The 14,588-nt window shown below is 41.0% G+C and carries 15 protein-coding genes and 3 riboswitches; of the genes, 14 read left to right on the forward strand and 1 reads right to left on the reverse strand.

The window, feature by feature from the left end:
• The first annotated feature begins 6 nt into the window (after positions 1–6).
• Positions 7–95, forward strand: a riboswitch (TPP riboswitch).
• Positions 96–309: 214 nt separating this feature from the next.
• The 10 genes from CBI42_RS06230 (at position 310) to thiE (CBI42_RS06275) (ending at position 8,239) form a co-directional block, all read left to right on the forward strand.
• Complete coding sequence (locus CBI42_RS06230) at positions 310–978, forward strand: TenA family protein (RefSeq protein WP_094753534.1); 669 nt, start codon at positions 310–312, stop codon at positions 976–978.
• A gap of 129 nt (positions 979–1,107) precedes the next feature.
• On the forward strand, positions 1,108–1,890 hold the full coding sequence (gene thiM / locus CBI42_RS06235; protein ID WP_049516541.1) for a hydroxyethylthiazole kinase: 783 nt from the start codon (positions 1,108–1,110) through the stop codon (positions 1,888–1,890).
• 1 nt (position 1,891) lies between these two features.
• Positions 1,892–2,521, forward strand: coding sequence for a thiamine phosphate synthase (thiE, locus tag CBI42_RS06240; RefSeq protein WP_094753535.1), 630 nt, complete (start codon positions 1,892–1,894; stop codon positions 2,519–2,521).
• A gap of 213 nt (positions 2,522–2,734) precedes the next feature.
• A riboswitch (TPP riboswitch) is annotated at positions 2,735–2,823 on the forward strand.
• A gap of 157 nt (positions 2,824–2,980) precedes the next feature.
• Positions 2,981–3,541 (forward strand): ECF transporter S component, encoded by a 561-nt coding sequence (locus tag CBI42_RS06245; protein ID WP_179211375.1) that lies wholly within the window; start codon positions 2,981–2,983, stop codon positions 3,539–3,541.
• Positions 3,542–4,927 (forward strand): ATP-binding cassette domain-containing protein, encoded by a 1,386-nt coding sequence (locus CBI42_RS06250; RefSeq protein WP_094753537.1) that lies wholly within the window; start codon positions 3,542–3,544, stop codon positions 4,925–4,927.
• Between the two features lies 1 nt (position 4,928).
• On the forward strand, positions 4,929–5,579 hold the full coding sequence (locus CBI42_RS06255) for an energy-coupling factor transporter transmembrane component T (RefSeq protein ID WP_094753538.1): 651 nt from the start codon (positions 4,929–4,931) through the stop codon (positions 5,577–5,579).
• Between the two features lie 10 nt (positions 5,580–5,589).
• On the forward strand, positions 5,590–6,282 hold the full coding sequence (gene tenA / locus CBI42_RS06260) for a thiaminase II (RefSeq protein ID WP_094753539.1): 693 nt from the start codon (positions 5,590–5,592) through the stop codon (positions 6,280–6,282).
• A 4-nt stretch (positions 6,283–6,286) separates the two neighbouring features.
• The gene (gene thiW, locus CBI42_RS06265; RefSeq protein ID WP_094753540.1) at positions 6,287–6,811 is read left to right on the forward strand and encodes an energy coupling factor transporter S component ThiW; all 525 of its coding nucleotides are present in this window, start codon (positions 6,287–6,289) and stop codon (positions 6,809–6,811) included.
• Positions 6,811–7,614 carry a hydroxyethylthiazole kinase gene (locus tag CBI42_RS06270; protein WP_094753541.1) on the forward strand — a complete coding sequence of 268 codons (804 nt, stop codon included), beginning with the start codon at positions 6,811–6,813 and terminating at the stop codon, positions 7,612–7,614. Before thiW ends, CBI42_RS06270 begins: the two co-directional genes overlap by 1 nt.
• Positions 7,607–8,239 carry a thiamine phosphate synthase gene (thiE, locus tag CBI42_RS06275; protein ID WP_094753542.1) on the forward strand — a complete coding sequence of 211 codons (633 nt, stop codon included), beginning with the start codon at positions 7,607–7,609 and terminating at the stop codon, positions 8,237–8,239. The genes CBI42_RS06270 and thiE (CBI42_RS06275) overlap by 8 nt, the downstream gene beginning before the upstream one ends.
• Before the next feature lie 159 nt (positions 8,240–8,398).
• Here thiE (CBI42_RS06275) and thiD read toward each other — a convergent pair whose 3' ends face one another.
• Positions 8,399–9,190 (reverse strand): bifunctional hydroxymethylpyrimidine kinase/phosphomethylpyrimidine kinase, encoded by a 792-nt coding sequence (gene thiD, locus CBI42_RS06285; protein ID WP_094753543.1) that lies wholly within the window; start codon positions 9,188–9,190, stop codon positions 8,399–8,401.
• Between the two features lie 83 nt (positions 9,191–9,273).
• Positions 9,274–9,371: riboswitch (TPP riboswitch) on the reverse strand.
• Positions 9,372–9,554: 183 nt separating this feature from the next.
• Between thiD and CBI42_RS06290 the strand changes: the two genes are divergently transcribed.
• The 4 genes from CBI42_RS06290 (at position 9,555) to spxB (ending at position 14,573) form a co-directional block, all read left to right on the forward strand.
• Positions 9,555–9,950 (forward strand): CopY/TcrY family copper transport repressor, encoded by a 396-nt coding sequence (locus CBI42_RS06290; RefSeq protein WP_094753544.1) that lies wholly within the window; start codon positions 9,555–9,557, stop codon positions 9,948–9,950.
• A gap of 10 nt (positions 9,951–9,960) precedes the next feature.
• Positions 9,961–10,332, forward strand: a complete 372-nt coding sequence (locus CBI42_RS06295) for a cupredoxin domain-containing protein (RefSeq protein ID WP_000935061.1) — start codon at positions 9,961–9,963, stop codon at positions 10,330–10,332.
• A 9-nt stretch (positions 10,333–10,341) separates the two neighbouring features.
• On the forward strand, positions 10,342–12,585 hold the full coding sequence (locus CBI42_RS06300) for a heavy metal translocating P-type ATPase (RefSeq protein WP_094753545.1): 2,244 nt from the start codon (positions 10,342–10,344) through the stop codon (positions 12,583–12,585).
• A gap of 212 nt (positions 12,586–12,797) precedes the next feature.
• Positions 12,798–14,573: a pyruvate oxidase gene (spxB, locus tag CBI42_RS06305; RefSeq protein WP_049535419.1), complete on the forward strand. Its 1,776-nt coding sequence runs from the start codon at positions 12,798–12,800 to the stop codon at positions 14,571–14,573.
• The last annotated feature ends 15 nt before the right edge of the window (positions 14,574–14,588 follow it).

The raw sequence follows: 14,588 nt of genomic DNA on the forward strand, positions 1-14,588 counted from the left end.
AAATAATAAAGACATTTGGGGTGCTTTAGGCTGAGATGATACCCATTGAACCTGATACAGTTAAGACTGGCGAAGGGAAATGTGAAACGTTTTTTCGTATGGTGAAATGAACGATCTAATCTTATAAGTCAACTCTAATTCTTGATTGTAATTGGAGTTTTTTTGTTTATATAAGCTGGATGAAGGTGATACAAAGCATTTAGGTAGCTCTTCTTGAACGCCCTTGATTTTCTTTAAAAAGGTCAAGTAAAACTAGGATTTTCTTGATGTTTTGTTGATTACGAACGAGTAAAGAGAGGAAAAATAAATATGGAAACACAAGACTATGCATTTGAGCCAGGTTTGACTGTTGGAGAATTATTAAAAAGCAGTCAGAAGGATTGGCAGGCTGCAATCAATCATCGTTTTGTTAAGGAACTTTTTGCGGGGACAATTGAGAATAAGGTCTTAAAAGACTACCTGATTCAAGATTATCATTTCTTTGATGCCTTCTTATCCATGCTGGGTGCCTGTGTAGCTCACGCAGACCAGCTTGAATCCAAACTTCGTTTTGCCAAGCAACTAGGCTTTCTTGAAGCAGATGAAGATGGCTATTTCCAAAAGGCTTTCAAAGAGTTAAAAGTAGCAGAGAATGACTATCTAGAAGTGACCTTGCACCCTGTAACAAAAGCGTTTCAGGAGCTAATGTATTCTGCTGTGGCTTCATCAGATTATGCCCATCTTTTGGTCATGTTGGTCATCGCAGAAGGTCTCTATTTGGACTGGGGTTCTAAAGATTTGGCTCTACCTGAAGCCTATATTCATTCGGAATGGATCAATCTCCACAGAGGTCCTTTCTTTGCAGAGTGGGTTCAATTTCTGGTTGATGAACTTAATCGTATCGGGAAAAATCTAGAAGATTTGACAGAACTTCAGGAACGCTGGAATCAAGCGGTCGCTTTAGAATTAGCCTTTTTTGATATTGGTTATGACGCCTAGAGAAAGTTTAGGATATTTACAAATTTGATGAGGTAAATCATTCAATGTAACTGAAAAAAATTTCTTAACGAAAGATAGAGATCAATCGAAATCAGTAAATCGTATAAAGTGAAAAGGAAGGATTTCAATATGACAAGTTTAAAATTATTAAAAGAAAAAGCACCTTTGGTCATTTGCATAACCAATGATGTAGTAAAAAATTTCACAGCAAATGGATTAGTAGCACTGGGTGCATCACCAGCCATGAGTGAGTTTCCTGCTGATTTAGAGGATTTATTAAAGTATGCTGGTGGTTTATTAATAAACATAGGAACATTGACAGATGAAAATTGGAAATTATACCAAGCTGCTTTGAAAATTGCAGAGAAATATAATGTCCCAGCAGTTCTAGATCCTGTAGCCTGTGGAGCAGGAGAATATAGAAAAAAAGTAGCAGATGATCTAATCAACAATTATAAACTAGCAGCGATAAGGGGAAATGCTGGCGAGATTGCCTCTTTAGTGGGAATAAATGTGGCATCTAAAGGAGTAGATAGTGCAGGCGTAGATAATATTGACGAAATTGCTCTAGCAGCAAATGAGAAGTTCAATATTCCAATAGTAGTAACAGGTGAAGTGGATGCTATTGCGGTAAATGGAGAAGTGGTAACGATTCATAATGGTAGTGCCATGATGCCAAAAGTTATTGGAACTGGATGTTTATTAGGGGCAGTGGTAGCAAGCTTTATCGGACTAGAAAAAGGTCAAGAATTGAAATCATTAGAAACAGCAATGTTGGTTTACAATATCGCTGGAGAAATGGCAGAAAAACGTCCAAATGGAGATCTTCCTGGAACATTTAAAGTTGAATTTATAAATGCCTTATACGAGATTACAGATGAAGATGTAAAGAAATTCAAAAGAGTGAAGTAAGATGTTTCAAAAAGAATTACTAAAACTATATTTTATTTGTGGAACGACTACTTGCCAGGGAAAAGATCTATATAGAGTCGTTGAGGAAGCCTTAAAAGGTGGTATAACCTTATTTCAATTCCGTGAAAAAGGTGAGGGGGCCCTGGAAGGTAAAGAAAAAGTCGAATTAGCAATTAAACTACAGGATCTTTGTAAAAAATACAATGTTCCGTTTGTTGTTAATGATGATATTGATTTGGCGATGGAAATTGACGCTGATGGCGTACATGTAGGACAAGATGACCTTGGAGTTGATGAAATTAGAAAATTGATGCCAGATAAAATAATTGGTCTTTCTATAAAAAACGAGGAAGAATTTCAACAATCAAAAGTTGAATATGTAGATTATGTCGGTGTTGGTCCTGTATTTGATACCCAGACAAAGGATGATGCTGGTGGTGCTATAGGTTATGAAGGTCTTAAATTGATGCGGACACTATTGCCACAAATGCCCTTAGTTGCAATTGGTGGGATACAGACGAAACATATTAAAGACATTATGAAGACCAATGTTGACGGTGTTTCAATCATTTCAGCAATATCGTATGCAAAAAATATAGAAAAAACTGTTCGGGAAATGAGTGAACAATAGCTATCAATTTTTCCTTGGATTCTGAGGGAGTAGGATTTTCTTTTTTCTAAAAAACTATGTCCAGATTCAGCTCAAATGGCTAATCTATCAAACAAGACATTTGGTTTTTGCAAAAGAAAGATCTGCTGTCTTTGTGAGTGCAAGTCTGTATTTCCAGTTCAATTTCTTGAACTGAAAAAAATCGTTTGTTATAATAGTTATATAATAAAATAATAAAGACATTTGGGGTGCTTTAGGCTGAGATGATACCCATTGAACCTGATACAGTTAAGACTGTCGAAGGGAAATGTGAAACGTTTTTTTCGTATGTCGAAAAGAACTGTCTAATCTTGTAAGCTAAACTCTAATTCTTGATTGTAATTGGAGTTTTTTTGTTTATCAAAAGAGGATAGGCTGGACGTTAAGCCTTTCGGTAGCTCACCTTGAATACCCCACTTTTCTTTAAAAAAGGAGTTTTTTATGTTGAAAAAATGGCAGTTAAAAGATGTTATTTTACTTGCTTTCTTGTCTATCTTTTTTGGTGGCGTTTTTGTAGGATCCGGCTATCTGTTTGATGTCCTCACTCTGATTTTAGCCCCTCTTGGCTTGCAGGCCTTTGCCAATGAAATCCTCTTTGGTCTCTGGTGTATGGCTGCGCCCATTGCGGCCATCTTTGTTCCAAGAGTGGGAAGCGCAACGATTGGAGAAGTGCTAGCTGCGCTTGCTGAAGTCCTTTATGGGAGCCAATTCGGTCTAGGTGCCCTTTTGTCTGGCTTGGTTCAAGGTTTGGGAAGTGAACTTGGTTTTATCGTAACCAAGAATCGCTATGAAAGTTGGCTCTCTCTAACTGCTAATAGTATTGGGATTACGCTTGTTAGCTTTGTCTATGAATACATTAAGTTAGGTTACTATGCCTTCTCCCTTCCTTTTGTCCTTTCCTTGCTAGTGGTACGTTTTATTTCCGTCTTTTTCTTCTGTACCATCTTGGTTCGTGCCATTGTCAAACTCTATCATCAGTTTGCAACTGGAGGAAAAGCATAGATGGGGCTGGAATTACGGGAGATTCAGTCCCCAATCTTCTCGGAGCCACTTGATTTTACCTTTCATGGGCAAGCCTTTACCTTGTTAGTTGGGAGCAGTGGTTCAGGAAAATCAAGTCTCTTTCAAATAATAGCCCAAGTCAGTTCTCTTCCCTATAGCGGTCAAGTCCTGATAAATGGGAGCGAGGTCAGTCAGCTTTCTATCATCGAACGTGTCCAGACGGTTGGTATTCTCTTTCAAAATCCCAATCATCAATTTACCATGGAGAACTTGTTTGAGGAGCTGATTTTTACCTTGGAAAATATTGGGCATCCCGTTCAGGAAATTGATTCAAAAATAGCAGAGGTTGTCCAGCAATGTCGCTGCAAGGCGATTTTGCACCGTCCCATTCATCACTTATCAGGTGGAGAAAAGCAAAAGGCTGCTTTGGCTGTTCTCTTTGCTATGAATCCTAGGGTCTATCTTTTGGATGAGCCCTTCGCTTCCATTGACCGCAAGAGTAGGTTAGAGATATTGGAGATTCTAAAAGAGTTAGCCTCTAATGGGAAGACAGTCATCCTGTGCGACCATGATTTATCTGATTATGAAGCCTATATCGACCATATGGTGGAGCTAAGAGACGGACAACTAAGGGAAGTGTTTCAAATCCCTTCCTCTGAGATGACACAGGTTTCTTCAAAGAATGTTGCTTTTAGTCCAGAACTATTCCATATGGATAGAACGACTTGTGAGCTGGAGAAGCGTCCCCTCTTTTCGATTGCTGATTTTACATTCTACCAAGGGATTTCCTGTATCTTGGGTGACAATGGTGTCGGGAAATCCACCCTCTTTCGGTCTATTCTTCAATTTCAGAAGTATAAGGGGCGCATTACGTGGAGGGGGACAGTCCTGAAAAAGAAAAAGAGTTTGTATCGTGACCTAACGGGTGTTGTTCAGGAAGCTGAGAAGCAGTTTATCAGAGTCAGTCTGCGAGAAGAGCTTCAATTAGATGGACCTGATTCTGAAAGAAATCAGCGGATACTCCAAGCTTTACAATATTTTGATCTGGAGCAGACTCTTGATAAGAGTCCCTATCAATTAAGTGGTGGCCAGCAAAAGATTCTTCAGCTCTTGACCATCTTGACTAGCAAGGCTTCTGTGATCTTACTAGATGAACCTTTTGCAGGTTTGGATGATAGAGCTTGCCATTATTTTTGTCAGTGGATTGTGGAGGAGAGAAATCAAGGAAGAAGTTTTCTGATCATTAGCCATCGTTTGGATCCCTTGATCTCTGTGGTTGATTATTGGATTAAGATGACTAGTCAGGGTCTCAGTCATGTGAAAGAAGTGACAATTACTAAACCACTCACATCTCAGAGTAGCAATACCCAAGGGGAGGTGAAGTAGTATGGTCAAAGTAGCAACCCAGACACCGATTATCAGTCTCTTCTTGCTGATTTTATCCTTGGAAACATCTTTCATTCCTTCGATTGCTCTGAATCTTTCAGTAGTCGCATTTTGCATTCTCTTTATGCTCTATTACCGGCGATTTAAAGTATTGGCTTGGATGATTCTGCTCGCCATTTTGCCATCTTTGGCCAACTACTGGGCAGTTCAGTTACACGGAGATGCTTCGCAGGCAGTGATGCTTGGAACGAGGGCCTTTGTGACCGTTTGTATTGGTCTTGTCTTTGTTTCCTCTATTTCCCTAAAAGAGCTTCTTTTGTACTTGGCTCAAAAGGGGTTATCACGGTCTTGGGCTTATGCCTTGATTGTGGTATTCAATTCCTTCCCCCTTATTCAGCAAGAAATCAAGTCCCTCAAGGAAGCTTGCTTATTACGCGGTCAAGAACTACATTTTTGGTCGCCCTTGATTTATAGCAAGGTTCTGATGACAGTCTTTAGGTGGCGCCATCTTTACCTGAGAGCCCTGTCGGCGCATGGATATGACGAACATGCACAGGTGGAGAATCGCTATCGAACTTTTTATATTCCTCAAAGGACAATATTCATCTACCTGCTGTTCTTTTTATTACTTCAAACCAGTCTATTTTTATAAAGGAGTTATTATGGAATTTACAGATATTGCGATGGAATTATCCAAGGAAGCTTGGCAGGCATCCTTTCATCATCCCTTTGTTTTACAGTTGCAAGAGGGGAATTTAGAACCTGCAATTTTCCGCTATTACTTGATTCAGGATGCCTACTATCTGAAGGCTTTTTCAGAAGCCTATCACCTCTTGGCTGAAAAGACTTCCAACCAAGAGATGAAGAGACTCTTGAAACAAAATGCTCAGAGTCTAGTGGAAGGTGAGTTATTTATCCGCCAACAATTTTTCAAGGAATTGGAAATCAGCGACCAGGAAATGGAGCAACATCCAATCGCTCCAACCTGCTATCATTATATCTCTCACATTTATCGTCAATTTGAAGAAGAAAATCTAGCCATTGCCTTTGCAAGTTTGCTGCCTTGTCCTTGGCTATATCATGATATAGGCAAATCACTTAATCTTAAACCATCACCAAATCCTCTCTACCAACAATGGATTGAAACTTATATTACGGATGAGTTAGAGCAACAGATCAGAGAGGAGGGAGCGCTGGTTAATCAACTCTATCGAGAAAGTGACGAGACAGACAGGAAAAAAATGCTAGATGCCTTCCACATTAGTGTTCACATGGAAGCCAAGTTTTGGGAAATGGCCTACCAACACCAGACATGGAAGAGTGATTTACACTCTTTAGAAAAAGGAGAAGAATAGAAATATGAGAAAGAACCAATTGCAAGTTCACAAATTAACCATTTTATCTATGATGATTGCCCTTGATGTAGTCCTTACACCTATCTTTCGGATTGAGGGAATGGCACCGATGTCCAGTGTAGTCAATATTCTAGCAGGAATCATGATGGGACCTGTTTATGCTTTGGCTATGGCTACAGTGACAGCCTTTATCCGTATGACGACTCAAGGGATTCCGCCTTTAGCTCTCACAGGAGCGACTTTTGGAGCCCTTCTAGCAGGTCTCTTTTATAAGTATGGTCGAAAATTTCATTATTCCGCTCTAGGAGAGATTTTGGGAACAGGTATTATTGGTTCTATTGTTTCCTATCCTGTTATGGTACTCTTTACAGGATCAGCTGCTAAGCTTAGCTGGTTTATCTACACGCCTCGATTTTTCGGAGCAACCTTGATTGGCACAGCGATTTCCTTTATTGCCTTTCGATTTTTAATCAAGCAGGAATTCTTTAAAAAAGTGCAGGGATGTTTCTTTGGTGAAAGGATAGACTGATGCAGGCATTGACAAATCCTTTTCCTCTGGAAAAGACTTCCCTCATTCACTGTATTACCAATGAAATTTCTTGTGAAATGCTGGCAAATGGGATTTTGGCTCTGGGATGTAAACCTGTCATGGCAGATGACCCTCGTGAGGTTCTCGATTTTACTAAGCAAAGCCAGGCACTCTTCATCAATTTGGGGCACTTGTCAGCTGAGAAGGAAAAAGCAATCCGTATGGCAGCTTCTTATGCAGCTCAAGCTTCTCTCCCAATGGTAGTAGATGCGGTTGGCGTAACGGCTTCATCCATTCGTAAGAGCTTAGTCAGAGATCTTTTAGAATACAAGCCTATGGTCCTTAAAGGAAATATGTCAGAAATCCGAAGTCTTGTTGGTTTAAAGCACCATGGAGTTGGGGTTGATGCGAGTGCTAAAGATCAAGAAACTGAGGATTTGCTTCAAGTCTTGAAAGACTGGTGTCAAAGCTATCCTGGATTTTCTTTTTTGGTAACAGGTCCCAAGGACCTCATCGTTTCGAAGAATCAGGTCGCTGTATTGGAGAATGGCTGTGCAGAGTTAGACTGGATAACAGGGACAGGAGATTTGGTTGGAGCCTTGACAGCCGTTTTCCTCAGCCAAGGAAAGACTGGATTTGAAGCTTCGTGTCTAGCAGTTTCTTATCTCAATATCGCTGCTGAGAAAATAGTTGTTCAAGGAATGGGATTGGAAGAATTTCGTTTCCAAGTTCTCAATCAGCTCTCTCTCCTCAAAAGAGACGAAAATTGGCTAGATGCTATCAAAGGAGATGTTTATGAATAGAAAGGCGCTTAGACTGTATCTGGTAACCAATCGCTACCAAGATTCCTTGGAAAGTTTTCTTGAAAAGATTGAGACGGCCTGCCGTTCAGGGGTCACCATAGTCCAATTACGAGAAAAAAATCTCACAACCAATCAATATTATCAACTGGCAAAACAAGTCAAGGAAATAACAGATGCCTATCAGGTACCCTTGATCATCGATGATCGTTTGGATGTTTGTCTTGCAGTTGATGCTGCTGGTCTGCATATTGGCGACGATGAATTACCCGTTTCGGTTGCCCGCAAAGTCCTAGGTCCTGAAAAAATCCTCGGTGTCACAGCTAAAACAGTAAAAAGAGCCCTCGAAGCAGAAGAAGGGGGAGCAGATTACTTGGGGACAGGAGCCATTTTCCCTACCACGACCAAGGAAAATGCCCCTATCACCCTGATTTCAACCTTGAAAACAATTTGCCAAAGGGTCGCTATTCCAGTAGTTGCTATTGGCGGCTTGACATCAGAGAATATTGACCAACTTATCGGCACGGGTATAGCTGGTGTAGCGGTAGTACGTGATTTGATGCAGGTAGAAGATATAGAGGCAAAAACGAAAGCCTTTTTAACAAAGTTGGATGACATTATTTTCTAATTATTACTCAATGAAAATCAAAAAGCAAACTAGGAAGCTAGCCGCAGGTTGCTCAAAGAACAGCTTTGAGGTTATAGATAAAGCTGACGTAGTTTGAAGAGATTTTCGAAGAGTATAAAAACTCTCTAATTCCCTTAAAGTGGGAACTAGAGAGTTTTTTTAATCTTTAAAGCTTGTATGGTTGACTGGGCCAGAACCATGACCGAGTTGAGGGGCGTCTTGGATGGCTTTCGTGATAAAGGCCTTGGCCTTATCAACTGCCTGATAAAGGCTTTTTCCCTTGGCTAGTTCAGCAGTAATCACTGCAGCAAAGGTACATCCAGTACCATGGGTGTGACAGGTTTGAATTCGTGGACTTTCCCAGACAAATTGGTCATCCTTGGTAAAGAGGAAATCCTTGGCACCGCCTTCGAGATGGCCACCTTTGATTACCACAGACTGAGGACCAAATTCTTTTAAAATCAGGCGACCGGCACGTTGCATGTCTTCAGGATCATGGATTGAAAAACCAACAATCTCTTCTGCCTCAGGAAGATTCGGTGTGATAATACTTGCAAGTGGAAGCAGGTTTGTTTTTAGGTAAGTTCTGGCACTGGTATCAATCAGAGTGTCCCCGCTCGTAGCGACCATAACAGGATCAAGGACGTATGGACAATCCAGCTTTTTAAGATAGGGCTGGATAATTTCCATGATTTCGGTAGTTGCCAACATTCCAGTTTTTACAGCCTGAGGTGGAATATCAGAAAAGACACTCTCCAATTGGGCTTTCAACATTTGAGGAGAAACGTGCTCGATTAGCTGAACGCCTCGGGTATTTTGAGCGACAAGACTGGTCACAACGGCCATTCCATAGACATCTCTAGCTTGGAATGACTTTAAATCTGCCATAATGCCAGCCCCACCACTAGGGTCAGTCCCTGCAATGGTCAAAGCAACGGGTAAATAAGTCATCTAAAACCTCCCAACCAACTGAAGTTTGTATTCTTAAGAACAAGCTAGTCTGTTTCAGGAAGGCAATAGAAGACTGCTAGTCCCCATTATCATTTCCACTTCCATCAGCTAGCATTACCTAGATTGAGTCAAAGGGTCTAACAGTCGTTAATCTCAGCTTTACGCACCCCTAGTGGTTGTTTTCTTTTTTCTTTAGTATAGCATATTTTTATAGTTTATATAGTAAGATTTGACTGAAAATCCTTTATCAAGTTGTTAAAATTCAATTTTTCAAAGAAAAGATTGATTTTATAATTGACAATTGTAGATTTTAAGAGTATACTGATAATTGTAATTGACAAATGTAGATTTTGGAGGTGTGCTAATGCAGATTTCAGATGCAGAATGGCAGGTCATGAAGATTATTTGGATGCAAGGAGAGCAGACTAGTACGGATTTAATCAGGGTTCTAGCGGAGCGGTTCGACTGGTCCAAGTCAACCATTCAAACTCTTTTGGCTCGTTTGGTTGAGAAAGAGTGTCTGACAAGGAAAAAAGAAGGTAAGTCCTTTATCTATTCAGCCCTTTTAACTTTGGACCAAAGTCGAGATTTGCTTGTCCAAGATATCAAGGACAAGGTTTGTTCTCGTAGGATTAAGAACTTGTTGGCTGATTTGATTGCTGAATGTGATTTCACTCAGGCTGACTTGGAAGACTTGGAAGCTGTGATTTCTGAGAAGAAATCAAGCGCTGTAACAGAAGTAAAATGTAATTGTATGTAAAGGAGACGTCATGTTAAATAGTATTGTAACCATTATTTGTATTGCCCTTATCGCGTTTATCTTGTTTTGGTTTTTCAAAAAGCCTGAAAAATCTGGACAAAAGGCCCAGCAAAAAAACGGCTACCAAGAGATTCGAGTGGAAGTCATGGGAGGCTATACGCCTGAGTTGATTATCCTCAAGAAATCAGTGCCAGCCCGCATTGTCTTTGACCGTAAGGACCCTTCACCATGTTTGGACCAAATTGTTTTTCCAGATTTTGGTGTACATGCGGACCTGCCAATGGGTGAAGAGTATGTAGTGGAAATCACGCCTGAGCAGGCTGGAGAGTATGGTTTCTCTTGTGGCATGAATATGATGCACGGTAAGATGATTGTAGAATAGGAGAATGATATGACTGAAATTATAAAAGCAAATCTTGAAAATGGTGTTCAAAAAATCCGTATCACGGCAGACAAAGGCTACCATCCAGCCCATATCCAGCTTCAAAAGGGAATTCCTGCTGAGATTACCTTTCATCGAGCAACTCCTTCAAACTGTTACAAGGAAATTCTGTTTGAAGAAGAAGGCATCTTGGAACCAATCGGCGTAGACGAAGAGAAAACAATTCGTTTTACACCTCAAGAATTAGGCCAACATGAATTTTCTTGTGGCATGAAGATGCAAAAGGGAAGTTATACAGTTGTTGAGAAGACTCGAAAATCTCTATCACTTTTACAGCGTTTTTGGATTACTAGTATCTTTACTGTGCCTCTTGTGATCCTCATGATTGGGATGTCGACAGGAGGAATTAGTCACCAAGTCATGCGCTGGGGCACCTTTTTAGCCACAACACCGATTATGCTAGTAGCAGGTGGTCCTTATATCCAAAGTGCTTGGGCTAGTTTTAAAAAGCATAATGCCAACATGGATACCTTGGTTGCTCTGGGAACCCTAGTGGCCTATTTCTATAGCTTAGTTGCCCTCTTCGCTGGCCTCCCCGTTTACTTTGAAAGTGCTGCCTTTATCTTCTTCTTCGTTCTTATGGGAGCCGTTTTTGAGGAGAAAATGCGGAAAAATACTTCCCAAGCTGTGGAGAAATTACTTGACTTGCAGGCTAAAACTGCAGAAGTCTTGCGTGAGGATAATTATGTTCAAGTCCCTTTGGAGCAAGTCAAGGTAGGTGACCTGATTCGAGTGCGTCCCGGTGAAAAGATTGCGGTTGATGGTGTCGTAGTAGAAGGTATCTCTAGTATTGATGAGTCTATGGTGACAGGTGAGAGTCTGCCTGTGGACAAGACAGTTGGAGATACCGTGATTGGCTCAACCATCAATAATAGTGGAACGCTTGTTTTTAAGGCAGAAAAAGTTGGCTCAGAGACAGTTTTGGCTCAGATTGTGGATTTTGTGAAGAAAGCTCAGACAAGTCGTGCGCCGATTCAGGACTTGACGGATAAAATTTCAGGCATTTTTGTCCCAGCAGTTGTCATTTTAGGGATTGTGACCTTTTGGGTTTGGTTCGTCTTGCTCAGGGATAGTGTAGTTGTGCTTGGAGCGAGCTTTGTGTCTTCGCTTCTCTATGGAGTAGCAGTTCTGATTATTGCCTGCCCTTGTGCATTGGGACTTGCAACACCGACAGCCCTCATGGTGGGGACAGGTCGCAGTGCTAAGATGGGAGTTCTCCTTAAAAATGGAACGGTTCTACAGGAAATCCAGAAAGTCCAAACTATTGTCTTTGATAAAACAGGAACTTTGACGGAAGGGAAACCAGTGGTAACAGATATCATCGGCGACGAGGCAGAGGTGCTTGGATTGGCAGCTTCCTTGGAAGAAGCTTCACAACACCCACTGGCTGAGGCCATTGTCAAGCGAGCGACTGAAACTGGACTTGAGTTTCACACTGTTGAAAATTTCCAAGCCTTGCACGGAAAAGGTGTCTCAGGGCAAATCAATGGAAAACAAATTTTGCTTGGAAATGCTAAAATGCTGGATGGCATGGATATTTCTAGCATTTATCAAGAAAAACTAGAACAACTGGAAAAAGAAGCTAAGACAGTTGTGTTCTTGGCTGTTGAGAATGAAATCAAAGGCTTGCTTGCTCTGCAAGATATTCCTAAGGAAAATGCTAAGCTTGCCATCAGTCAGTTGAAAAAACGAGGTCTTAAAACAGTCATGCTGACAGGAGACAATGCAGGTGTGGCGCGTGCAATTGCCGATCAGATCGGAATCGAAGAGGTCATTGCAGGTGTCTTACCAGAAGAAAAAGCCCATGAAATCCATAAACTACAAGCGATTGGAAAAGTAGCCTTTGTTGGTGACGGTATCAATGACGCTCCTGCCCTCAGTGTAGCAGATGTGGGGATTGCTATGGGAGCTGGAACAGATATTGCCATCGAGTCAGCAGATTTGGTGTTGACAACCAATAATCTTTTAGGAGTGGTTCGTGCCTTTGACATGAGTAAGAAAACCTTTAATCGAATTCTGCTCAATCTTTTCTGGGCCTTTATCTACAATGTCGCCGGAATTCCGATTGCAGCAGGAGTCTTTTCAGGTATTGGACTGGCACTCAACCCAGAACTAGCAGGGTTAGCCATGGCCTTTAGTTCTGTATCTGTGCTGACCAGTTCCCTTCTCTTAAACTTTAGTAAAATAGATTAAAAGCGGGCTTGCTCGCTTTTTTATTATAAAACAGAAACTAAAAACGTTTTCAAACTGTACTGTAATAGAGAATAAAAACTTCTGAGCAGATTCTTAGTAAAGTCAAAATAAATGTGATAAATTAGTAGTGTAAAAATTTACTGAAACGTTTTCAAAAACTATATGAAACCTTTTTTAGTAGATTTAAAAATATTTGAAGGAGAGTTATCATTATGACTCAAGGGAAAATTACTGCATCTGCAGCAATGCTTAATGTATTGAAAACATGGGGCGTAGACACGATCTACGGTATCCCATCAGGAACACTCAGCTCATTGATGGACGCTTTGGCTGAAGACAAAGATATCCGCTTCTTGCAAGTTCGCCACGAAGAAACAGGTGCTCTTGCAGCGGTTATGCAAGCTAAATTCGGCGGCTCAATCGGGGTTGCAGTTGGTTCAGGTGGTCCAGGTGCGACTCACTTGATTAACGGTGTTTACGATGCAGCTATGGATAACACTCCATTCCTAGCAATCCTTGGATCACGTCCAGTTAACGAACTCAACATGGATGCTTTCCAAGAATTGAACCAAAACCCAATGTACAACGGTATCGCTGTATACAACAAACGTGTAGCTTATGCTGAGCAATTGCCAAAAGTTATTGACGAAGCTTGCCGTGCTGCAGTTTCTAAAAAAGGTCCAGCTGTTGTTGAAATCCCAGTAAACTTCGGTTTCCAAGAAATCGACGAAAACTCATACTATGGATCAGGTTCATACGAGCGTTCATTCATCGCTCCTGCTTTGAACGAAGTTGAAATCGACAAAGCTGTTGAAATCTTGAACAATGCTGAACGTCCAGTTATCTATGCTGGTTACGGTGGTGTTAAAGCTGGTGAAGTGATCACTGAATTGTCACGTAAAATCAAAGCACCAATCATCACAACTGGTAAAAACTTTGAAGCTTTCGAATGGAACTATGAAGGTTTGACAGGTTCTGCTTACCGTGTTGGTTGGAAACCAGCCAACGAAGTGGTCTTTGAAGCAGACACAGTTCTTTTCCTTGGTTCAAACTTCCCATTTGCTGAAGTTTATGAAGCATTCAAGAACACTGAAAAATTCATCCAAGTGGATATTGACCCTTACAAACTTGGTAAACGTCATGCCCTAGACGCTTCAATCCTTGGTGACGCAGGTCAAGCAGCTAAAGCTATCCTCGACAAAGTAAACCCAGTTGAATCAACTCCATGGTGGCGTGCAAACGTTAAGAATAACCAAAACTGGCGTGATTACATGAACAAACTCGAAGGTAAAACTGAGGGTGAATTGCAATTGTATCAAGTTTACAATGCAATCAACAAACATGCTGATCAAGACGCTATCTACTCAATCGACGTAGGTGACACTACTCAAACATCTACTCGTCACCTTCACATGACACCTAAGAACATGTGGCGTACATCTCCACTCTTTGCGACAATGGGTATTGCCCTTCCTGGTGGTATCGCTGCTAAGAAAGACAATCCAGATCGCCAAGTATGGAACATCATGGGTGACGGAGCATTTAACATGTGCTACCCAGACGTTATCACAAACGTTCAATACGACCTTCCAGTTATCAACGTTGTCTTCTCAAATGGTAAATATGCCTTCATCAAGGACAAATACGAAGACACAAACAAACACTTGTTTGGTTGTGACTTCCCTAATGCTGACTATGCGAAAATCGCTGAAGCTCAAGGAGCTGTTGGATTTACAGTTGACCGTATCGAAGACATCGATGCAGTTGTTGCAGAAGCTGTTAAATTGAACAAAGAAGGTAAAACTGTTGTGATCGATGCTCGCATCACTCCACACCGTCCACTTCCAGTAGAAGTACTTGAATTGGATCCAAAACTTCACTCAGAAGAAGCAATCAAAGCTTTCAAGGAAAAATACGAAGCAGAAGAACTCGTACCATTCCGCCTCTTCTTGGAAGAAGAAGGGTTGCAATCACGCGCAATTAAATAATTTCTCTCGTCGAAA

This window comes from Streptococcus sp. KR, assembly GCF_002238115.1.
Classification (GTDB): Bacteria; Bacillota; Bacilli; order Lactobacillales; family Streptococcaceae; genus Streptococcus.